The sequence below is a fragment of the Mesorhizobium sp. B2-3-4 genome, from assembly GCF_006442315.1.
GTDB lineage: Bacteria > Pseudomonadota > Alphaproteobacteria > Rhizobiales > Rhizobiaceae > Mesorhizobium.
The window spans coordinates 131,790-152,759 of sequence record NZ_VFVY01000003.1; the positions used below are offsets into that span (position 1 = coordinate 131,790).

Here is a 20,970-nt window from a genome sequence, read left to right on the forward strand (position 1 = left end):
AAAGGCCAAGTAAGATGATACCTGTCAAACGCCTGTGCCTCTCGGCGGTGCTGCTCGTGGCGGCGGCCATGCCCGCCCATGCTCATGTCGGCATCGACACCACATCCTCGTTCACCGCCGGCTTCATGCATCCCTTGTCCGGCCTCGACCACGTGACCGTGATGATCGCAGTCGGCCTGTGGGCGGCATTGAAGGGCGGCAGGGCGGTCTTGGCCTGGCCGGCGGCCTTTGTCGGCGTCATGCTTGGCGGCGCGGCCCTCGGTATGGCGCATGTGCCGATGCCCTTCGTCGAGCCAGGCATACTGGCCTCCGTCGTGGTGCTCGGGCTGCTGGTGGCGCTGGCGGCCGATCTGCCGGTTTCGGCCGGCATCGCCATCATCGGTCTGTTCGCGCTTTTCCATGGTCATGCGCATGGCACGGAAGTGCCCGAAAACGCCGGCGGGCTCGAATACATGGCCGGCTTTGCCATCGCCACCGTGCTGCTCCATGCCGTCGGCATCGCCGCCGGGCTTGGCCTTGGCGTGCGGTTCCGCGGTTTGGCCCGCATCGCCGGTGCCACCTGCGCGGCGGTCGGCATTGGCCTCGCCTTCGGCGTCGTGTGAGGCCAGATGATCCCCGGCGAAATCATCCCCGCCCAAGGCGAGATCGAGCTCAACAAGGGCCTGCCGACCGTCACCCTGAAGGTCGCCAACAGCGGCGACCGGCCGATCCAGGTCGGCAGCCACTATCACTTCTTCGAAACCAATGAGGGGCTGAAATTCGACCGGGAACGCGCGCGCGGCATGCGCCTCGACATCGCAGCCGGCACCGCCACGCGCTTCGAGCCGGGTCAGGAGCGGGACGTCACGCTGGTGCCGCTCGGCGGCAATCGCGAGGTCTACGGCTTCCAGCAGAAGGTGATGGGCAAGCTGTGAGCGCGTCTGATGTCGGGCGCGCAGGAAGGGCGATCGGCTTCAGGGCAAGCGCGGACGCTCACGCTGCATTCGCCTCACTCCGACGGCTTGGCCGCCGCATAGATGACGATCTTGCCGGGATCGTCGAACGCCACCGCGAGAACGTCCTGCGCAAGCACGCGCCGCGAATCGATGGCGTTGAAAAGCAGCGCGTTGGCCTCGATCTCCTTGCGCAGTTCGGCGACGTCGTCCCGATGCTGCCGAACCTTGTTCTCGATGACCGGCGGCGGCCCGCCTTCGCTGCGCGCCGCATCGGTCAGGAACACGATATCGACCTTGTCGAGCTTGGACGTCTTGCGCACCGTGCCGATGTTTTCGCGCGTGCGGTCGATCGCGGAGCTGACCTTGCCGATCTCCGCATTTGTCTTGGCCTCTTCCTGATTGACCTGCGAGCCGACGATGCGGTCGACGGTCTCCGGACTTTCAAGCCCTTGTGCGTTGAGAGCCGCCTGGGGAACGCTCGCCGCCAGGAACGCAGCCGCCGCAAGGGCATGCCGCCATCTGATATCGGGCAAGGTGGTGAGGGTCATAGTCCGCTTTCGAGGTTCGTTCCAATACTTGCGAAACAAAACGGTTCCGGTCCCGCTACGGTTCCCGTCATGACGCGGCCGGCGGACCGGATGCCGGCCCGCCGCGCCGGTTGGTCAGCTGGCTTTCTTGGTGATCAGGGTCAGCGCGCCATTGGGCTCCATGCTGGCCGCGACCACCTGGGCCGAGGTCATACCCTTGGCCTGGAGGGCGGACTTCACCTTGGGCGTGGCATCGATCGAACTGCGCAGTTTCTGCAGGCCGGCATCGCCGCGCTGGGCGATCACCTGGTTGACCTGCGTCTGGGTATCCTTCGGCAGCTCGGTGATGTCGACGATGTTGACGCTCTGGATCGCCGGCGCGGCCTGCTGACCGCCGGGCGCCGGAGCAGGGGCGATCGGAGCGGGCTGTTGCGCGGGCTGCTGCTGGGCACTGGCGGCGCCCGCGAGCATCAGGCTGGCGGCGGCTGCGAGAACTATCGTTTTGCGCATGGATTTTCCTTCCATCGATTGGGCAAACGGTCGTTTGGGGGTGACCTGCCAACCTCAACCGCCAAATGGGCCCGGAAGGTGTCGCCCAGCGGGTCATTGCGTGACCATTGGACGGCGGCAATGTGCAACCCGGCTTCACCAACACCGCATTTCGGGAGCAATCGCTGATGGCCAGACTAACCCGTGCCGCCTACGCCCAGATGTATGGCCCGACCGTCGGTGACAAGGTGCGGCTTGCCGACACCGAACTCTTCATCGAGGTCGAGAAGGATTTCACCATCCATGGCGAGGAGGTTAAATTCGGCGGCGGCAAGGTCATCCGCGACGGCATGGGCCAAAGCCAGGTCTCCCGCGCCGGGGGCGCGGTCGATACCGTCATCACCAACGCACTGGTGATCGACGCCACCGCCGGAATATTCAAAGCCGATATCGGCCTGCGCGATGGCCGCATCGCGGCAATCGGCAAGGCCGGCAATCCGGATACTCAAGACGGCGTCACCATCATCATCGGCCCCGGCACCGAGATCATCGCCGGCGAGGGCAAGATCCTCACCGCGGGCGGCTTCGATGCCCATATCCACTTCATCTGTCCGCAGCAGATCGAGGAAGCGCTGATGTCGGGCATCACCACCATGCTTGGCGGCGGCACCGGCCCGGCGCACGGCACGCTCGCCACCACCTGCACGCCGGGACCGTGGCACATGGCGCGCATGATCCAGTCCTTCGACGCGTTCCCGATGAACATCGGCCTGTCGGGCAAGGGCAATGCCTCGCTGCCGGCGGCGCTCGAGGAGATGGTGCTGGGCGGCGCCTGTTCGCTCAAGCTGCATGAGGACTGGGGCACGACGCCGGCGGCGATCGACTGCTGCCTGTCGGTGGCCGACGACTACGACGTCCAGGTGATGATCCACACCGATACGTTGAACGAGTCCGGGTTTGTCGAGAACACGGTCGCCGCCATCAAGGGCCGCACCATCCATGCCTTTCACACCGAGGGCGCCGGCGGCGGCCATGCGCCTGACATCATCAAGGTCTGCGGCCTGCCCAACGTCATCCCGTCGTCGACCAATCCGACCCGGCCCTACACGGTCAACACGCTGGCCGAGCATCTCGACATGCTGATGGTCTGCCACCATCTGTCGCCGTCCATCCCCGAAGACATCGCCTTTGCCGAAAGCCGCATCCGCAAGGAGACCATCGCGGCGGAAGACATTTTGCACGACATCGGCGCCTTCTCGATCATCTCGTCCGACAGCCAGGCGATGGGCCGCGTCGGCGAAGTGGCGATCCGCACCTGGCAGACCGCAGACAAGATGAAGCGCCAGCGCGGCGCGCTGCCGCAGGAGACCGGCGACAACGATAATTTCCGTGTCCGCCGCTACATCGCCAAATACACGATCAATCCGGCGATCGCGCATGGCCTGTCGAAGGAGATCGGCTCGATCGCCGTCGGCAAACGCGCCGATCTGGTGCTGTGGAACCCGGCCTTCTTCGGCGTCAAGCCTGATATGGTGCTGATCGGCGGCATGATCGCGGCCGCCCCGATGGGCGACCCCAACGCCTCGATCCCGACGCCGCAGCCGATGCACTACCGCCCGATGTTCGGCGCCTATGGCAAGGCCAGGACCAACTCGTCGGTGACCTTCGTTTCGAAAGCCGCGCTGGAGTCGGGCCTGCATGGAAGGCTCGGCGTCGACAAGCAGTTCGTCGCGGTGGAAAACACGCGCGGCGGCATCGGCAAGCATTCGATGGTGCTCAACGACGCAACACCGCATGTCGAGGTCGATCCCGAAACCTACGAGGTGCGCGCCGACGGCGAATTGCTGACCTGCAAACCGGCAACCGTGCTGCCGATGGCGCAACGGTATTTTCTGTTTTAGGATTGATGTGCCCAAAGAGTCCGGACGCATCATGAATGAACAAAAGAAATCGGCTCTGATTTCCAGGATGGGTACGCTGCGGGAATACAATGGCGGCGTCGCCCCGGCCGTGATGCCGCTTGTCACACTGGAACAATACTTTGATGGAGCTGAAGGCGAAGCCGGACTGCTGTGCAACAGCCCGGATGAGCCGGATAATGATACGATACTCGCGACATTCCAATCGATACGGACAAGACCCGACGTTCACGGCGTTCGAATAGCAATCGTGCAGTGCGATGATGGAGAATGGCCATTCTCTGACAAGGTTGTCATCACGACGCGCGCCAGCGAGGAAGACGTCGTCGCCTGGTTGCCGTCCGGGTTCGAACCTGACGAGACCTGGGAAGGCGATGTAGATCACTTGCCGGCCGAACAAGTTGAAGTTCCAGCGGGCTACCGGAAGCTATGGCTTTGGTATGACTGACCGCAACGATCGAGCTTGTTCGTAGATGGCCACCGAAATAGCCTCTCCTCACGACATCTTCCCGCATATCCGCATCGTCATGGGCATGGTGATCGGGCTCGGCGTCACCCGTCTCCTGTCGGGGCTGGCACGCATCGTCCAGCATCCCGGCCAGTACCGGCTTTATCCCGTGCATCTGGCCTGGGTCGGTTCGGTGCTGCTGATGATGGTGCATTTCTGGTGGTGGCAGTTCGGCCTCTACACCATCGAGACATGGACCTTCGGCAAATACCTGTTCATCATTTTCTACGCGATCACGCTGTTCCTGCTGTGCGCGCTGCTGTTCCCGGACTCGATGCTCGACTACACCAGCTACGAGGATTATTTTTACTCGCGCCGCGGCTGGTTTTTCGGCCTGTTGGGCGCGACCTATCTGCTCGATGTCATCGACACGCTGTTGAAGGGGCCGGAGCATTTCGCCCGTTTCGGCAATGAATATCTGTACCGGACGCCGATCTTCGTCGCGCTCTGCATCGCCGCCATATTGGTGCGCGACCGCCGCTTCCACGTCGCCTTCGTCGCGGCGGCGCTGATCTATCAGATATCGTTCATCCTGCGGCTGTTCGACACGATCGTATGACATCGGCCGATGGTCTAGAGTTGCCGGGAAAGGCAGGTTTTTGCATGTACAAGGCCGTCGGGTCGCGCGGATCGCGGGTCAGCCGCGTTCTCTGGATGCTGGAGGAACTCGGGCAGCCCTATGAATTCGTCGAGGTCAAGCTGCGCTCGCCGGAAGCCTATGCGCTCAATCCGTCCGGCAAAGTGCCGATCCTGATCGACGGCGATCTGACGGTGACGGATTCGGCTGCGATCTGCGTCTATCTCGCGGAGAAGCATACCGATAAGGGCATGGCCGCCAATCCCGGTCTGGCTGGTCGGGCCGAAATGGATTCCTGGATGCATTTTGCCCAGTCGGAGCTCGAGGCGCCGCTATGGAACAAGCTGCGCCACCGCTTCCTCTTGCCGAAGGAAGTTCGCGTCGATGTCGGCCCCGCCGCCGCCTACGACTTCGCCTCGGAAGTGAAGGCGCTGGATCGCCGGCTCGGCGACAGGCCGTTCGCGCTGGGCGACCGGTTCTCGGCGGTCGATGTCCTGCTTGGCGACATGGGCGGATGGGCGCGCGCCGGCCGCTTCGCGATCGAATCCGAGCGCGTCAACGCCTATTTCGACCGCGTCCTGGCGCGGCCCGCCCGTGCGAGGGCGCAAGCCAACGGAGGGTCCATGAAATGAAGCTCAACCTCAACACCGACTTCACCAAATTCCCGCGCGCCGTGTCGGTGCTGTCAGCCGGCATGGCTGCAGACGCCGCGCCATCCGGCCGCGCTGTTCTGGCCCATGACGAGCGGCATCTGCGCCGCCGCGCCATCGAACTTGTCGACGGCGGCAAGGTGCTGGTCGACCTGCCGGAGCCCGTTGCCCTGAACGATGGTGACCGGCTGGCGCTGGAGGATGGCGGCCATATCGAGATCGTCGCGGCGCCGGAAGAAATCTACGACATCCGCGCCCGCGACGGCGTGCACCTCACCGAACTTGCCTGGCATATCGGCAACCGCCACCTGGCGGCGGCGATCGAGGCGGATCGTATCTTCATCCTGCGCGACCACGTCATCAAGGCGATGCTGGAGGGACTCGGCGCCACGGTGCGCGAGGTTTCCGCCCCGTTCAAGCCGGTACGCGGCGCCTATTCGGGCGGACACGATCATGGCCACGGGCATGACCACGGTCATAACCATGATCACGGTCATGATCATGACCATGACCATCATGATCATGCGCACGATCATCACGATCATGGCCACCGTCATCGCCATGACTGACCAGCCGTCCGGCATCGCGCTGCTGCGGCTGATGGCGTGGTTGTCGCCCGCCTTTCCGGTCGGCGGCTTCTCCTACAGCCATGGCCTCGAACGCGCCGTCCATGACGGGCTGGTGAAGGATAGTGACAGCCTCGCCGCCTGGCTGGAAACGCTGGTCGAGATGGGCTCGGGCTGGAACGATGCCGTGCTGTTCGCCGAAAGCTGGCGCCGCGCCCGCGAAGGCGGCGATCTCCACGAGGTTGCAGAGCTTGCCGAGGCGCTGGCCGGATCGCAGGAGCGGCACATGGAGACCATGCTGCAGGGCGCCGCTTTCGCCAGGGCGGCATCGGCCTGGCCCACGCCTGTCCTGCGGCTTCTGCCGGATGAGTGCGCCTATTGTGTCTCCGTCGGCGCCGTTGCCGGCGGCAATGGCATCGCGCTCCAGGACGCGCTGGCCGCTTTTCTGCAAGCCTTCTTCTCCAACCTCGTCCAGGCCGGCATCCGGCTCGGCGTCATCGGCCAGAAGGATGCCGTCATATTATTAGCCGGCTTTGAAGCGTTGGCCATAGCGACCGCCGACCGCGCCGCCAGGTGCTCGCTCGACGATGTGGGCGGCTGCGCCTTCGTCTCCGATGTCATGGCTATGCAGCACGAAACCCAGTATTCGAGACTGTTCCGTTCATGATCCTGCTCGCCTTCGTTCTCTCCTTCGTCCTGCTGCTGATCACCGCGCTGCATGTCTATTGGGGCATTGGCGGCATCTGGCCGGGTAGCGATGCCAGATCCTGTGCACACGCCGTGGTGGGCTTTCGCGGCGTCGACGAAATGCCTTCATCCGTCGCGAGCTTCGCTGTCGCCGCTTGCCTGGCGCTGGCAACGCTGTGGCCGCTGGCGCTGATCGGCTTCTTTGCCTCGCCCTTTCCCAAGGAGGGGCTTGCCGCCACGTCGATGCTGATCGGCCTGGTGTTCCTCGGCCGCGGTATTGCCGGCTTCACGCCCTGGTGGCGCCGGCTGGCGCCCGAACAGCCCTTCGCGCGGCTAGATGCCGCCCTCTATTCGCCGCTGTGCCTGTTGATCGGGCTCGGCTTTGCCATCCTCGCCGCCACGGAGTTCCCGGCATGACACAGAAAAATGGACCGTTGCGCGTCGGCATCGGCGGCCCGGTCGGCTCCGGCAAGACGACGCTGACCGAAAAGCTCTGCAAGGCGCTGCGCGACGAGTTCTCCATCGCCGTCGTCACCAACGACATCTACACCAGGGAAGACGCCATGATGCTGGCGCGGCTGCAGGCCCTGCCGGAGGAGCGCATCGTCGGCGTCGAGACCGGCGGCTGCCCGCATACCGCCATCCGCGAGGACGCCTCGATCAATTTGCAGGCGATCGCCGAGCTGAACCGCAAATTTCCCGATCTCGACATCATCTTCATCGAATCCGGCGGCGACAACCTGGCCGCCACCTTCTCGCCGGATCTTGCGGATCTGACGCTCTACGTCATCTCGGTCTGCCAGGGCGAAGAAATTCCACGCAAGGGCGGGCCGGCGATTACCCGCTCCGATTTCCTGATCATCAACAAGAGCGATCTGGCGCCCTATGTGAACGTCAATCTCGAAATCATGGAGAGCGACGCTACCCGCATGCGCGGCAAGCGGCCGTTCGGTTTCACCGACCTGTCGCGCGGCAAGGGCTTGCGGGAGGTCATCGATTTCATCGTCGAGCATGGCGGGCTCAGGGCCGGTGCTGCCGCCAGCACGGCGGCCTGACGGGCAGCAGCTTCTCTCCTGCACCAACCGAAACCCGTTGCGGGCCGCCGTCGGTCGCGGCATTCTGGTCAAAACCGGAGGATTTTCGATGAGCATCGCCCGCCTGCACAAGGAGCCGCTGAGCAACCTGCCGTTCTACGAAGAGCGCGTCGATCTCGCCGCCGCTTTCCGCTGGACGGCGCGGCTCAACATGCATGAGGCGGTGGCCAATCATTTCTCGCTGTCCGTCAACGAGGATGGCACCAAATTCCTGATGAACCCGAACCAGGTGCATTTCTCGCGCATCAAGGCAAGCGACCTGCTGCTGATCAACGCCAACGATCCCGAGACATTGTCTGGCCCCAACGCGCCCGACCCGACGGCTTGGGGCCTGCATGGCGCCATCCATCGCAACGTGCCGCATGCGCGCTGCGTCATGCATGTCCATTCCATCCACGCCACGGTGCTGGCCTCGCTGGCCGACTCGACCCTGCCGCCGATCGACCAGAATTCGGCGATGTTCTTCAACCGCCATGTCGTCGATGCGCATTATGGCGGGCTGGCCTTCGAGGAAGAGGGCGAGCGCTGCTCGCAACTGCTGACCGATCTCAAGGTCAAGGTGATGGTGATGGGCAATCACGGCGTGATGGTGATCGGCGACACGGTGGCCGACGCCTTCAACCGCATGTTCTACTTCGAGCGCGCCGCCGAGACCTACATCAAGGCGCTGTGGACCGGGCGGCCGCTGCGCACGCTGTCCGACGCGATCGCGGAAAAGACGGCCGCCGAGATGGACGACTATCCCGGCCAGGCCGAGCGTCATCTCGCCGAATTGAAGGCGATCCTCGACGAGGAAGAGCCGGTCTACCGGAACTGAGGCTTATAGTCCGACCTGGGTCCGCAATTCCGCGGCGCTGTTGATGACGATGGCGCCGGGCGGGCCTTCCATCGGCTTCTCCGGCCAGAAAATCGTCTTCATGCCCGCCGCAAGTCCCGCCATGGCGCCAGGCCAGCTGTCGTCGACGGCTATCGCCTGGCTCGGATCGACTTCGGCGAGATAGGCGGCGCGCAGGAACGGTTCGGCGTGCGGCTTGCCTTCGCGCACATCGTTGCGGCTGATCGTCTTCATGCCCGGATAGGTCAGCCCGACCATGCGCAGATTGGCCTCGACGATCATCCGGTCGGAGTTGGAAACCACCGCCTGCTGCACGCCCAGCGCGCGCAATTCGTTGAAGACCTCGATCGCGCCGGGACGGGGCTGAAGCCCCTCGACCAGCGGCAGATAGTGCTCGTATTTGCGCATGATCCAGTCGTCGAAACCCATGTCGAGCCCGAACTCGTCACGCATCATCTCATAGACCGGCCAGGCGGCGACGCCGAGCACGCGTTCGTGCAAATCATCGGGCGGGGTCAGGCCGACATTGCGCATCGCTGCAATGAGCGCCGCCTCGTGCAGCGGTTCGCTGTCGACAAGCGTGCCGTCCATGTCCCAGAAAACCGCCTTCGGTGTCATGCAGCGCTCCTTTTTGCGATCCCTTAAAGGGTTTGCGCCAGGAGATAAACCGTCGGCGCCCAAGAACGTCGCTCCGGTTGGGTATCCAACGGACCGCTGCCCGCTTCAGGCAACATTGTCCGTGGGGAAACCTTCACTGTGCGGCGCAAACAATTGCTCCTGCGATTGACAATTGCGCACAAGGCGGTTCCCTGCGAAACTAGCAGAACCGCTTATCATCGCGGTCTCGGGAGGCAGGACGTGAATAGCCGGCAGGATGGCGGCAGCAACAGGCTGGACGACGCGGCGCGCGCCGGCTGGCTCTATTATGTTGCCGGCAACACACAGGATCAGATCGCTGCCACGCTCGGCATCTCAAGGCAGACCGCGCAGCGGCTGGTGTCCCTGGCGGTGTCGGAAGGCCTGATCAAGGTCCGCGTCGATCATCCGATCGCCAACTGCCTGGACCTCGCCGCGCGGCTGAAATCGCGCTTCGCGCTCGATCTGGTCGAGGTGGTGCCGAGCGATCCCAACTCCTCCTCCACCACCATCGGCATTGCCGAGGCGGCGGCCGCCGAGATCGAACGGCGGCTGCGCTCACCGACGCCGATTGTCATGGGCATCGGCACCGGACGCACGCTGAAGGCGGCGATCGAACAATTGCCGCCGATGGAATGCCCGCAGCACAAGGTGGTGTCCTTGACCGGCAACATCTCGCCTGACGGTTCGGCCGCCTTCTACAACGTCATCTTCACCATGGCCGACCGGGTCAAGGCGCGCTCCTTCCCGATGCCGCTGCCGGTCATCGCCTCCTCGCCGCAGGAGCGTGAGATGCTGCTCAACCAGCCGATGATCCAGCCGACGCTGGCCCTTGCCGCGGAAGCCGATGTCACCTTCATCGGCATCGGCGACCTTGGCCCGAAGGCGCCGCTCTACGAGGACGGCTTCATTTCGGAAACCGAGCTGAAAGCCCTGCAGAAAGCCGGCGGCGTTGCCGAAATCGTCGGCTGGGTTTTCGATCGTGGAGGCCGCATGATCGAAGGCATCACCAATGATCGTGTGTCATCGGCGTCGCTGCCGTCACGCGAGAGGTCGCTGGTCATCGCGCTTGCGATGGGCGAGCGCAAGCTGCCCGGCATCCTGGCCGCCGTCAACCGGCGGCTGGTCAACGGGCTCATCACCGACGAGCGCACGGCGGCATCCCTGTTGGCCGGCCTATGACCATTTTGCGATAAAAGCCGACAAGCCTATCCGTGCCGGCCGAAAGGGTCGTTGCCATCGAGGAAACCGAGATCGCGCTGCAGATGCGGCGACAGGTCCCGGATGTCGAGATGCGCCTTCCTCCTGGTCGCGAACCAGCCGAATCCGTTCACAAGCCACGAAATCCAGCGGTGATCGGGGGCGGGAGTGCATTTTTGCTGCGTCATGGTCATGATCGTCAACCTTCGCTATCCTGAAACCCGAATGACGGGTTGAGGATGAATGTCGGTCTTGCCGGCCGCCTTTGCCAATTGAACGTCGATAACGACCCATAAGGAGGCTTTATGCCTGACCTCAGCGCGCCGCAGGTTTCGCAACTGCCTCCGTTGCAGGCGATACGGGTGTTCGAGGCGGTGGCCCGGCAACTTTCCTTCACCAAGGCCGCCGGCGAACTGGCCATGACGCAAGCGGCGGTCAGCTATCAGATCAAGGTGCTGGAGGAGCGCATCGGTGCTCCGCTGTTCCTGCGCCGGCCTCGCCAGATCGAATTGACCGAAGCGGGCCAACGCTTGGCGCCGGCTGTCAGCGAAGCCTTCGCCATTCTCGGCCAGGCCTATGCCGCCGCGCGCGGCGGCGCGGACGGGTTGCTGTGCGTCACCACGGTGCTGACCTTCGCCTCCAACTGGCTGGCGCATCATCTGGGGGCGTTCCAGATCGCGCATCCATCGCTTGCCGTGCGGCTCGAGACATCGAGCCGGCTGACCGATTTCGCCCGCGAGGATGTCGACCTCGCCATCCGCTCGGGCGGCGGCAAATGGCCGGGGCTTGAAGCCTACAAGCTACTCGATGCCGATTTCACGCCGATGCTTAGCCCGAAGCTGGCGGCCAGCATCGGCGGCGTCAAAGAACCGGCCGATCTGCTCAAGCTGCCGATCCTCGATCCCAGCGATATCTGGTGGACGCAATGGTTCGAGGCGGCCGGCGTGCACAGCCATGACCTTGCCAAGCGGCCCGGCAGCAGCATGGGCGCGCAAGCCTATGAAGCCAACGCCGCCATATCGGGCCATGGCGTAGCGATCCTGACCCGGGCGCTGTTCAAGGCCGAACTGGCCGACGGTCGCCTGGTCCAGCCCTTCGACCTTGTCGGTGACGACGGTCACGCCTATTGGCTGGTCTATCCCGAGGCGCGCCGCAACGTGCCCAAGATCCGCGCCTTCCGCGACTGGCTGCTGGCCGAAATCGCCTGCTGACCAGGCCAGCAAGCCGGGCAAGAGCCGACATCCCAGGGAAATCTTAGACCCGCCGCCCGGACTCCAGGCGGCGGCAATCCTAGTGCCGTCGCCAACCCTGCCTCGCCATTCGCCGGCCGCGTGCTGCGCTGCAGCATCGAATCCGGCTTGACATAATTCATACTTAGTGAGTAATTGCCCACAGCCAAGGCAAATGCTCATCTTGGTCCATGGGAGGAATTTGATGAAACTTCGTACGCTCATCCTGGGCTTGTGCTCGGCCAGCGCGCTGGCTTTCGCGGCTCACGCCGAATCCATCACCATCGCCACCGTCAACAATGGCGATATGGTCCGCATGCAGAAGCTGACCGACGACTTCACCAAGGCCAATCCCGACATCCAGCTCAACTGGGTGACGCTCGAGGAAAACGTGCTGCGCGAGCGCGTTACCACCGACATCGCCACCAAGGGCGGCCAGTACGACGTGATGACCATCGGCACCTATGAGGTTCCGATCTGGGCCAAGCAGAGCTGGCTCCTGCCGCTCGACAAGCTCGGCGACGACTATGACGCCAAGGACATCATCCCGGCCATTGCCGGTGGCCTCTCGGTCGACGGCAAGCTCTACGCCGCGCCCTTCTACGGCGAAAGCTCCTTCGTCATGTACCGCAAGGACCTGATGGAAAAAGCCGGCCTCAAGATGCCCGACGCGCCGACCTGGGACTTCATCAAGCAGGCCGCCGACAAGATGACCGACCGCGCCAATGGCGTGAACGGCGTCTGCCTGCGCGGCAAGGCCGGCTGGGGCGAGAACATGGCCTTCCTGACCGCCATGTCGAACTCCTTCGGCGCCCGCTGGTTCGACGAGAACTGGAAGCCGCAGTTCGACCAGCCCGAATGGAAGAACACGCTGCAGTTCTATGTCGACCTGATGAAGGCCGACGGCCCCGAGGGCGCATCGTCCAACGGCTTCAACGAGAACCTGGCGCTTTTCCAGCAGGGCAAGTGCGGCATGTGGATCGACGCCACCGTCGCCGCTTCCTTCGTCTCCGACCCGAAGAACTCGACGGTCGCCGACAAGGTCGGCTATGCGCTGGCGCCGGACAACGGGCTGGGTAAGCGCGGCAACTGGCTGTGGGCGTGGTCGCTGGCCATCCCGGCCGGCACGAAGAAGGCCGACGCCGCGGAGAAGTTCGTCTCCTGGGCAACCAGCAAGCACTACGCTGAGCTGGTGGCGTCCAAGGAAGGCTGGGCCAACGTGCCTCCGGGCACACGTTCCTCGCTCTACGCCAATGCCGAATACCAGAAGGCGGCTCCGTTCGCCAAGATGACGCTGGACTCCATCAACGCCGCCGATCCGACGCACCCCACCGTCAAGCCCGTGCCCTATGTCGGCGTTCAATTCGTAGCCATCCCTGAGTTCCAGGGCCTCGGCACCACCGTCGGCCAGCTGTTCTCGGCGGCCCTCGCCGGACAGTCGAGCGTCGACGATGCGCTGAAGCAGGCCCAGGATGCCGCGACCGCGGCGATGACCGAGGGCGGCTACATCAAGTAAGGCTCCTCCCGGTGCCGAATGCCGGTCACCTCCTCGACCGGCAACGGCCGCCCGAAACCCAGTTCGGGCGGCCGCCTTTCCAGAGCCTGTGAAAATTCAGCCTGATCCTTGAAGGGTGACCGTCATGGCTACTCAGCAGACCCGTTCGCTTGCCCGATTCATGATGGCGCCTTCCGTGGTGCTGCTGCTGGTCTGGATGGTTGTGCCGCTGGCGCTCACGCTGTGGTTCTCCTTCCAGCAGTACAACCCGCTCAATCCGATCCGCGACGGGTTCGTCGGCTTCTCCAATTACGCTCTGTTCTACTCCAATCCGGCCTTCCTCTATTCGATCCTCAACACGCTCACCATTGTCGTCAGCGTGCTCGTCATCACCGTGGTCGGCGGCATCCTGCTGGCGCTCCTGATCGACCAGCCGATGTGGGGACAGGGGATCGTGCGCATCCTGGTGATCTCGCCGTTCTTCGTCATGCCGCCGGTGGCCGCGCTGGTGTGGAAGAACATGATCATGCACCCGCAATACGGTGTCTTCGCCGACATTGCGCGCTTCTTCGGCCTGCAGCCCATCGACTGGTTCGGGCAATATCCGCTCACCGCCATCATCATCATCGTCGCCTGGCAGTGGCTGCCTTTCGCCACGCTGATCCTGCTGACGGCGCTGCAATCGCTCGACGGCGAACAGAAGGAAGCCGCCGAGATGGACGGCGCCGGCTTCATCAGCCGCTTCATCTATCTGACACTGCCGCACATGTCGCGCGCCATCACCGTGGTCATCCTGATCCAGACCATCTTCCTGCTTTCGGTCTATGCCGAGATCCTGGTCACCACCAATGGCGGCCCCGGCTACGCCTCCACCAACCTGCCTTTCCTCGTCTACCAGAAGGCGTTGCTGGAATTCAAAATCGGCCAGGCATCAGCGGGCGGTGTGATCGCCGTCATCCTGGCCAACATCGTCGCCTTCTTCGCCATGCGCGCCGTCGGCAAGAACCTGGACAAGTAAGGGAGGACAAGATGGCACGCTCTGTCACCACCCAGCACAAGACGATCGCGACCGTCGCCGCCTGGATCGTCGCCCTGCTGATCTTCTTTCCGATCCTCTATACGATCATCACCTCGTTCAAGTCGGAACAGGAGGCGATCCAGGGCTTCAACCTGATCCCGTCTGGAACCTTCGAGAGCTATGCCGAGGTCCAGGCGCAGAGCGGCTATTTCAAGTTCTTCCTGAACTCGGTCATCCTCTCGGTCGGCTCGACCATCCTGGCCCTGCTGGTCGCCATCCCGGCGGCATGGTCGATGGCCTTCTCGCCGACCAAGCGGACCAAGGACATCCTGATGTGGATGCTGTCCACCAAGATGATGCCGGCGGTCGCGGTGCTGTTCCCGATCTACCTGATCTTCCGCAATCTCGGCCTGCTCGATAGCCGCATCGGCCTGATGGTCATGCTGATGCTGATCAACCTGCCGATCGTGGTGTGGATGCTCTACACCTATTTCCGCGAGATCCCCGGCGAGATCCTGGAGGCGGCGCGCATGGATGGCGCCTCGCTGTGGAACGAGATCATCTATGTGCTGACCCCGATGGCGGTCCCGGGCATTGCCTCGACGATGCTCCTGAACATCATCCTGGCCTGGAACGAGGCGTTCTGGACGATCCGCCTGACCACCACGGACGCCGCGCCGCTCACCGCTTTCATCAGCTCCTTCTCCAGCCCGCAAGGCCTGTTCTGGGCCAAGCTCTCGGCAGCCTCGACGCTGGCTATCGCCCCGATCCTGATCATGGGCTGGTTCAGCCAGAAGCAGCTGGTGCGCGGCTTGACGTTCGGCGCGGTGAAGTAACGGACGTTTGCCTGCAGCAATCGGCGAAAAAGAACCCTCGGGGAGGAAACCATGGGAAACATCACGCTCAAGAACGTCTCCAAATCCTTTGGCTCGACGTCCATCATCCCCGGCCTCGACCTGGTGATCGAGAATGGCGAGTTCGTTGTCTTCGTCGGTCCGTCCGGTTGCGGCAAGTCCACACTGCTCAGGCTGATCGCCGGGCTTGAGGACACCAGCGGCGGCACCATCAACATCGACGGGCGTGACGTCACCGGCGAGGCGCCCGCCAAGCGCAAGCTGGCCATGGTGTTCCAGTCCTACGCGCTCTACCCGCATATGACGGTGGCCAAGAACATCGCCTTCCCGCTGAAGATGGCGGGCGAGGACCAGGCGACCATCGACAGGAAGGTGAAGGACGCCGCCCGCGTCCTCAACCTCACCAACTATCTCGAACGCCGTCCGGGCCAGCTCTCCGGCGGCCAGCGCCAGCGCGTCGCCATCGGCCGAGCCATCGTGCGCCAGCCCTCGGCCTTCCTGTTCGACGAACCGCTGTCCAACCTCGATGCGGCCTTGCGCGGCACCATGCGGCTGGAGATCAGCGAACTGCATCACCAGCTCAAGACGACGATGATCTACGTTACCCACGACCAGGTCGAAGCCATGACCATGGCCGACAAGATCGTCGTCTTGAACGCCGGCAACATCGAGCAGGTCGGCTCGCCGATGGAGCTCTACCGTTCGCCGCGCAACCTGTTCGTCGCCGGCTTCATCGGCTCACCCAAGATGAACCTGATCGAGGGTGCGCCGGCTGACAAATATGGCGCCAAGACCATCGGCATCCGGCCCGAGCATATGCAGATTTCGACCACGGCGGGCGACTGGAAAGCCACCGTCGGCGTGGCCGAGCATCTCGGATCCGATACCTTCCTGCACGTCCAGGCCGATGGCGTCGGCCCGCTGACGGTGCGCGCCGACGGCGAGCTCGCCGTCCGTCATGGCGACACCATCTATCTCACCCCCGACAAGGCCAAGCTGCACCGCTTCGGCCCCGACGGAAAAGCGATGTCTCAGTGAGGATGGGACAGTGAGGCTGCAAGGCAAATCGGCGCTCATCACCGGCTCGGCGCGCGGCATCGGCAGGGCCTTCGCCGAAGCCTATGTACGTGAGGGAGCCACCGTGGCGATCGCCGACATCAATCTCGACGCCGCGCAAAAGACGGCCGCCGAGATCGGCGACCATGCCTATGCCGTCAAACTCGACGTCACCAACCAGGCCTCCATCGACGCCGCGGTGAAAGCGGTGGAGGACAGGACCGGCGGCCTCGATATCCTGATCAACAACGCCGCTCTGTTCGACCTGGCGCCGATCGTGGAGATATCGCGGGCGAGCTACGAAAAACTGTTTTCCGTCAATGTCGCCGGCACGTTGTTCATGCTGCAGGCCGCCGCCCGGTCGATGATCGCGCGGGGCAAGGGCGGCCGGATCATCAACATGGCGAGCCAGGCCGGGCGCCGCGGGGAACCGCTGGTCGCCGTCTACTGTGCCACCAAGGCCGCTGTCATCTCGCTGACCCAGTCGGCCGGGCTCGACCTGATCAAGCACCGCATCAACGTCAACGGCATCGCACCCGGCGTCGTCGACAGCGACATGTGGGACGAGGTCGACGCCCTGTTCGCCAGATACGAGAACCGGCCGAAGGGCGAGAAGAAGAGGCTGGTCGGCGAGGGCGTGCCGTATGGCCGCATGGGCAAGCCGCAAGATCTCGCGGGCATGGCCGTGTTTCTCGCCAGTGACGAGGCCGAATACATTGTCGCCCAGACCTACAATGTCGATGGCGGCCAATGGATGAGTTGAAAGGGTGAGTTGAGGGGGAAGGCGCTTCTCTCTTTTCCTCCGGAGAAGGCGCCCCTGGGCAGGTGAGGGGCGGCATGCTGGAACACCAGATGCGGCCCCTCATCCTCGCCCTCCCGAAGGAGGCGAAACAGCCGGGCTGCAAATCGGCCAAAGGGTAAAGCAGATGACCGTGAAACTCTCTTCCTCGAACCTCTCCGAGCTGCCGGCCAAGGTCGCGGGTCCGACCTATGACCGGTCGGCGCTGAAAGCCGGCATTGTGCATTTCGGCGTCGGCAATTTCCACCGCTCGCACCAGGCCGTCTATCTCGACGACCTTTTCGGTCAAGGCATCGGCCATGACTGGGCGCTGGTCGGCGCCGGCGTGTTCGAGAGCGAGAAGATCGGCCGCGGCAAACTTGAGGAACAGGACTGGTTGACCACGGTGGTCGAGCAGGACGAAGGCCACATGAGCGCCCGCGTGACCGGCGCGATGATCGACTTCCTGACGCCTGGCGACGCCGGAGCCATCGTCGAGCGGCTGGCCGATCCGGCGATCAAGATCGTTTCGCTGACCATCACCGAAGGCGGCTATTTCATCGATCCGGCCTCCGGGGTGTTCAATCCGACGCATCCCGACATCGTCGCCGACGCGCGAGCCGGCGCGGTGCCGAAAACCGTGTTCGGCATCATCCTGGCCGGGCTGGTGCGCCGCCGCCAGGACGGCATCGTGCCGTTCACGGTGATGTCCTGCGACAACATCCCCCATAACGGCCATGTCACTTCGGATGGGGTGATCGGCCTTGCGCGGTTGATCGACGACGACCTGGCGAACTGGGTCAGCGAAAAGGTCGCTTTTCCAAACGCCATGGTCGACCGTATCACGCCGGCAACCAGCGACCGCGAGCGCAAGATCCTCGCCGACGATTTCGGTCTCGAGGACAATTGGCCGGTGTTCTGCGAGCCGTTCCGGCAATGGGTGCTGGAAGACCGGTTCACCGACGGCCGCCCGCCGCTCGAAAAGGTCGGCGTGCAGTTTGTCAGGGATGTCGCGCCTTACGAGTTGATGAAGATCCGCATCCTCAATGGCGGCCATGCAACAATCGCCTATCCGGCCGGGCTGATGGACATCCATTTCGTCCATGAGGCGATGCAGGAGCCGCTGGTGCGCGGCTTCCTCGACAAGCTCGAGCATGACGAGATCATTCCGACCGTGCCGCCGGTGCCGGACACGGTGCTGGAGGATTATTACCGGCTCATCGAGAAGCGCTTCTCCAATCCAAAGATCGGCGACACCATCCGCAGGCTCTGCCTCGACGGCTCCAACCGCCAGCCGAAATTCATCATCCCGACCATCGCCGACCGGCTGAAGGCCGGAAAAAGTGTCGCCGGGCTGGCGCTGGAATCGGCTTTGTGGTGCCGCTACTGCTTCGGCACGACCGACAGCGGCGCCGTCATCGAGCCCAACGACCCGAGCTGGGACCGCATGCAGGCAACGGCAAGAGCGGCAAAGGACGCGCCCGCCGCCTGGCTTGCCATGGACGACATCTATGGCGATGTCGGCCGCGCCGCGCCCTTCGTCGAAGCCTTCGCCCACGCGCTCAAGACACTGTGGGCCGATGGCACGCGCGCCACGCTGACGCGCTACCTTGCCGGCAAGCTCTGAGAGCCAGTCGGCATCATGACGCCCGAACTGGTCATCTTCGACTGCGACGGCGTGCTGGTCGACAGCGAGGCGCTCTCCGTCGCGGCGCTGCTCGGCATGATCGAACTTGCCGGCGGCAGCATCGGCGAGGACGCCGCCTACGAGCATTTCCTCGGCAAGAGTATGAAAAGCGTGCGCGAGATCCTTGGCCGCGACTTCGGCCTCGAGATCAGCGACAAGCATCTCACCGCCATGCGCGTCGACCTCATGCGAAAGTTCCGCGAGGAGCTGAAGCCGATCCCGGGCGTCAAGGACATGCTGCCGAAGCTCGGCCTGCCGTTCTGCGTCGCTTCCTCCGGTACGCTGGAGCGCATCCGCTATGCACTCGACGTCACCGGCCTGCTCACGCTGATGGAGCCGCATTTGTTCAGCGCCGCCATGGTGGCCAGGGGGAAACCGGCGCCCGACCTTTTCCTCCACGCCGCCGCCGCCATGCGGGCGCATCCACGCGATTGCCTGGTCATCGAGGACAGCCCGGCCGGCGTCGCGGCCGCCCATGCGGCCGGCATGCGCGTCTTCGCTTTCGCCGGCGGCGCGCACGCCGGCAACCCCGCCCTGAAAGCGCGGCTTGCGTCGACCGAACCGGACTTTATATTCGCTGACATGCTGCAATTGCCCGATCTGATTGCAGGCCTGGGAGCGAGAGTTAAAGCATCTTGACGAAACAGTTTGTCTGCGCGGTCGATGTCGGCACCGGGAGCGCTCGCGCGGGCATTCTCGACACCAGTGGCACCTTGCTCGGCCGCGCCGAGCGGCCGATCGCCATGAACCAGCCGAAGCCCGATCATGCCGAGCATGATTCGCGCGACATCTGGTCCGCCGTCTGCGCCGCCGTGCGTGCCGCGCGCGAAAAGGCCGGCGTCGTCGCCGAAGACATAGCCGGCATCTCCTTCGATGCCACCTGTTCCCTGGTGGTGCGCGACAGGCAAGGCGGCCAGCTCAGTGTCTCGACCACTGCCGAGAAGCGCTGGGACACAATCGTCTGGCTCGACCACCGCGCCATCGCCGAGGCCGACGAATGCACGGCGAGTGGCCACGAGGTGCTGAATTATATCGGCGGCGTCATGTCGCCCGAGATGGCAACGCCGAAGCTGATGTGGCTGAAGCGCAATTTGCACCGGACATGGAATGAAGCCGGCTATCTATTCGACCTGGCCGATTTCCTCACTTGGCAGGCAACAGGTTCCTTGGCCCGCTCGCAATGCACGTTGACCGCCAAATGGACCTATCTGGCGCACCAGGAAACCGCGTGGCAGCGTGATTTCTTCGAACTCGTCGGCCTCGACGACCTTTTTGACCACGGCAATCTGCCCGAAAGGGCAAGCCCGGTCGGCGCCGATATCGGCGCCTTGACGGCGCAGGCGGCGGCCGAGCTTGGTCTCAGCGAAAAATGCCGGGTCGGCGCCGGCGTCATCGATGCCTATGCCGGCGCGCTTGGCGTGCTCGGCGGTTTTGCCGGTGACGATCACGATATTGGCCGGCATCTGGCGCTGATCGCCGGCACGTCGAGCTGCGTCATGGCGATGTCGCCCGATCCGCAACCTTTCGCCGGGGTCTGGGGTCCCTATTACGGCGCCGCTCTGCCCAAGCTATGGCTGTCGGAGGGCGGCCAGTCGGCGACCGGCGCCCTGCTCGACCACATCATCCGCTGGCACGGCGCCGGCGGCGAGCCGAACGCGGCCATGCATGCCAGGATCGCCGGGCGCGTCGCCGAACTGCGCGCCGCCGAGGGCGAGAACCTTGCCGCGAGGCTGCATGTGTTGCCGGATTTCCACGGCAACCGTTCGCCGCTGGCCGACCCGCACGCGGTCGGCGTCGTCAGCGGGCTGACGCTCGATTCGTCCTTCGACAGCCTGTGCAAGCTCTATTGGCGCACCGCCGTCGGCATCGCGCTCGGCGTGCGCCATGTGCTGGAGGCGCTGAACGAAAACGGCTACCTGATCGACACGCTGCATGTCACTGGCGGCCACACCAAGAACCCGCTCCTGATGGAGCTCTATGCCGACGCCACCGGTTGCACGGTGGTCGAGCCGCTGGCCGATGAGGCGGTGCTGCTCGGCACCGGCATGGTTGCTGCCACCGCCGCCGGGCTGTTTCCCGATCTCAACGCCGCCTGTCTCGCCATGCAGCAGGGCGGCAGGACGCGCGCACCGAACAAGGCCGCCGGCGCCCGTTTCGACCGCGACTACCGGATCTTCCTGGAAATGCACCGCCAGCGGCAGGCGCTTGACGCGGTAAGGTAAGGCTGTCC

The 20,970-nt window shown here is 64.1% G+C and carries 25 protein-coding genes; 21 read left to right on the forward strand and 4 right to left on the reverse strand.

Going from position 1 to position 20,970, the window contains the following annotated elements; genetic code table 11:
* Positions 1 to 14: 14 nt before the first annotated feature.
* Both FJ967_RS06825 and FJ967_RS06830 read left to right on the forward strand, forming a co-directional pair.
* Positions 15 to 602 (forward strand): HupE/UreJ family protein, encoded by a 588-nt coding sequence (locus FJ967_RS06825; protein ID WP_140730949.1) that lies wholly within the window; start codon positions 15 to 17, stop codon positions 600 to 602.
* 6 nt (positions 603 to 608) lie between these two features.
* Positions 609 to 914: an urease subunit beta gene (locus FJ967_RS06830; protein WP_140730950.1), complete on the forward strand. Its 306-nt coding sequence runs from the start codon at positions 609 to 611 to the stop codon at positions 912 to 914.
* Between the two features lie 74 nt (positions 915 to 988).
* Here the strand turns inward: FJ967_RS06830 and FJ967_RS06835 are convergent, their stop codons facing one another.
* Positions 989 to 1,483 (reverse strand): hypothetical protein, encoded by a 495-nt coding sequence (locus FJ967_RS06835; protein WP_140730951.1) that lies wholly within the window; start codon positions 1,481 to 1,483, stop codon positions 989 to 991.
* 114 nt (positions 1,484 to 1,597) lie between these two features.
* Positions 1,598 to 1,972, reverse strand: a complete 375-nt coding sequence (locus tag FJ967_RS06840; protein ID WP_140730952.1) for a hypothetical protein — start codon at positions 1,970 to 1,972, stop codon at positions 1,598 to 1,600.
* A gap of 164 nt (positions 1,973 to 2,136) precedes the next feature.
* Here FJ967_RS06840 and ureC point away from each other — a divergent pair, with 164 nt between their 5' ends.
* From ureC to FJ967_RS06885, 9 genes are all read left to right on the forward strand, one after another.
* Complete coding sequence (gene ureC, locus FJ967_RS06845) at positions 2,137 to 3,852, forward strand: urease subunit alpha (RefSeq protein WP_181175700.1); 1,716 nt, start codon at positions 2,137 to 2,139, stop codon at positions 3,850 to 3,852.
* A 31-nt stretch (positions 3,853 to 3,883) separates the two neighbouring features.
* Positions 3,884 to 4,318, forward strand: a complete 435-nt coding sequence (locus FJ967_RS06850; protein WP_140730954.1) for a hypothetical protein — start codon at positions 3,884 to 3,886, stop codon at positions 4,316 to 4,318.
* Positions 4,319 to 4,343: 25 nt separating this feature from the next.
* Positions 4,344 to 4,937, forward strand: coding sequence for a hypothetical protein (locus tag FJ967_RS06855; protein WP_140730955.1), 594 nt, complete (start codon positions 4,344 to 4,346; stop codon positions 4,935 to 4,937).
* A gap of 44 nt (positions 4,938 to 4,981) precedes the next feature.
* Positions 4,982 to 5,587 (forward strand): glutathione S-transferase family protein, encoded by a 606-nt coding sequence (locus tag FJ967_RS06860; protein ID WP_140730956.1) that lies wholly within the window; start codon positions 4,982 to 4,984, stop codon positions 5,585 to 5,587.
* Positions 5,584 to 6,174, forward strand: coding sequence for an urease accessory protein UreE (locus tag FJ967_RS06865; protein WP_140730957.1), 591 nt, complete (start codon positions 5,584 to 5,586; stop codon positions 6,172 to 6,174). Before FJ967_RS06860 ends, FJ967_RS06865 begins: the two co-directional genes overlap by 4 nt.
* The gene (locus tag FJ967_RS06870) at positions 6,167 to 6,838 is read left to right on the forward strand and encodes an urease accessory protein UreF (protein ID WP_181175701.1); all 672 of its coding nucleotides are present in this window, start codon (positions 6,167 to 6,169) and stop codon (positions 6,836 to 6,838) included. Before FJ967_RS06865 ends, FJ967_RS06870 begins: the two co-directional genes overlap by 8 nt.
* Positions 6,835 to 7,275, forward strand: a complete 441-nt coding sequence (locus FJ967_RS06875) for a DUF3995 domain-containing protein (protein WP_140730958.1) — start codon at positions 6,835 to 6,837, stop codon at positions 7,273 to 7,275. Before FJ967_RS06870 ends, FJ967_RS06875 begins: the two co-directional genes overlap by 4 nt.
* Positions 7,272 to 7,913, forward strand: coding sequence for an urease accessory protein UreG (gene ureG / locus FJ967_RS06880; protein WP_140730959.1), 642 nt, complete (start codon positions 7,272 to 7,274; stop codon positions 7,911 to 7,913). Before FJ967_RS06875 ends, ureG begins: the two co-directional genes overlap by 4 nt.
* An 88-nt stretch (positions 7,914 to 8,001) precedes the next feature.
* A complete protein-coding gene (locus tag FJ967_RS06885) occupies positions 8,002 to 8,769 on the forward strand; it encodes a class II aldolase and adducin N-terminal domain-containing protein (RefSeq protein ID WP_140730960.1) in 768 nt (255 codons plus the stop codon).
* A 3-nt stretch (positions 8,770 to 8,772) separates the two neighbouring features.
* On the opposite strand, the gene FJ967_RS06890 is transcribed toward FJ967_RS06885, so the two are convergent.
* The gene (locus tag FJ967_RS06890) at positions 8,773 to 9,405 is read right to left on the reverse strand and encodes an HAD family phosphatase (RefSeq protein WP_140730961.1); all 633 of its coding nucleotides are present in this window, start codon (positions 9,403 to 9,405) and stop codon (positions 8,773 to 8,775) included.
* Between the two features lie 240 nt (positions 9,406 to 9,645).
* Here FJ967_RS06890 and FJ967_RS06895 point away from each other — a divergent pair, with 240 nt between their 5' ends.
* Positions 9,646 to 10,605 carry a sugar-binding transcriptional regulator gene (locus FJ967_RS06895; protein WP_140730962.1) on the forward strand — a complete coding sequence of 320 codons (960 nt, stop codon included), beginning with the start codon at positions 9,646 to 9,648 and terminating at the stop codon, positions 10,603 to 10,605.
* A gap of 26 nt (positions 10,606 to 10,631) precedes the next feature.
* On the opposite strand, the gene FJ967_RS06900 is transcribed toward FJ967_RS06895, so the two are convergent.
* A complete protein-coding gene (locus tag FJ967_RS06900; RefSeq protein WP_140731145.1) occupies positions 10,632 to 10,817 on the reverse strand; it encodes a hypothetical protein in 186 nt (61 codons plus the stop codon).
* A gap of 111 nt (positions 10,818 to 10,928) precedes the next feature.
* Between FJ967_RS06900 and gcvA the strand changes: the two genes are divergently transcribed.
* From gcvA to FJ967_RS06945, 9 genes are all read left to right on the forward strand, one after another.
* The gene (gene gcvA / locus FJ967_RS06905) at positions 10,929 to 11,834 is read left to right on the forward strand and encodes a transcriptional regulator GcvA (protein ID WP_140730963.1); all 906 of its coding nucleotides are present in this window, start codon (positions 10,929 to 10,931) and stop codon (positions 11,832 to 11,834) included.
* A 223-nt stretch (positions 11,835 to 12,057) separates the two neighbouring features.
* Positions 12,058 to 13,368: a sugar ABC transporter substrate-binding protein gene (locus FJ967_RS06910; protein WP_140730964.1), complete on the forward strand. Its 1,311-nt coding sequence runs from the start codon at positions 12,058 to 12,060 to the stop codon at positions 13,366 to 13,368.
* A 124-nt stretch (positions 13,369 to 13,492) separates the two neighbouring features.
* Complete coding sequence (locus FJ967_RS06915; RefSeq protein WP_140730965.1) at positions 13,493 to 14,365, forward strand: sugar ABC transporter permease; 873 nt, start codon at positions 13,493 to 13,495, stop codon at positions 14,363 to 14,365.
* Between the two features lie 11 nt (positions 14,366 to 14,376).
* Positions 14,377 to 15,201, forward strand: a complete 825-nt coding sequence (locus tag FJ967_RS06920) for a carbohydrate ABC transporter permease (RefSeq protein WP_140730966.1) — start codon at positions 14,377 to 14,379, stop codon at positions 15,199 to 15,201.
* A 51-nt stretch (positions 15,202 to 15,252) separates the two neighbouring features.
* Positions 15,253 to 16,257 (forward strand): ABC transporter ATP-binding protein, encoded by a 1,005-nt coding sequence (locus FJ967_RS06925; RefSeq protein WP_140730967.1) that lies wholly within the window; start codon positions 15,253 to 15,255, stop codon positions 16,255 to 16,257.
* A gap of 10 nt (positions 16,258 to 16,267) precedes the next feature.
* Positions 16,268 to 17,038, forward strand: a complete 771-nt coding sequence (locus tag FJ967_RS06930; RefSeq protein WP_140730968.1) for an L-iditol 2-dehydrogenase — start codon at positions 16,268 to 16,270, stop codon at positions 17,036 to 17,038.
* 163 nt (positions 17,039 to 17,201) lie between these two features.
* Entirely contained in the window at positions 17,202 to 18,680 is a 1,479-nt protein-coding gene (locus FJ967_RS06935; protein ID WP_140730969.1) for a mannitol dehydrogenase family protein, read from the forward strand.
* A 15-nt stretch (positions 18,681 to 18,695) separates the two neighbouring features.
* The gene (locus FJ967_RS06940) at positions 18,696 to 19,379 is read left to right on the forward strand and encodes an HAD-IA family hydrolase (RefSeq protein ID WP_140730970.1); all 684 of its coding nucleotides are present in this window, start codon (positions 18,696 to 18,698) and stop codon (positions 19,377 to 19,379) included.
* The gene (locus tag FJ967_RS06945) at positions 19,376 to 20,962 is read left to right on the forward strand and encodes an FGGY-family carbohydrate kinase (protein ID WP_140730971.1); all 1,587 of its coding nucleotides are present in this window, start codon (positions 19,376 to 19,378) and stop codon (positions 20,960 to 20,962) included. The genes FJ967_RS06940 and FJ967_RS06945 overlap by 4 nt, the downstream gene beginning before the upstream one ends.
* Positions 20,963 to 20,970 lie beyond the last annotated feature (8 nt).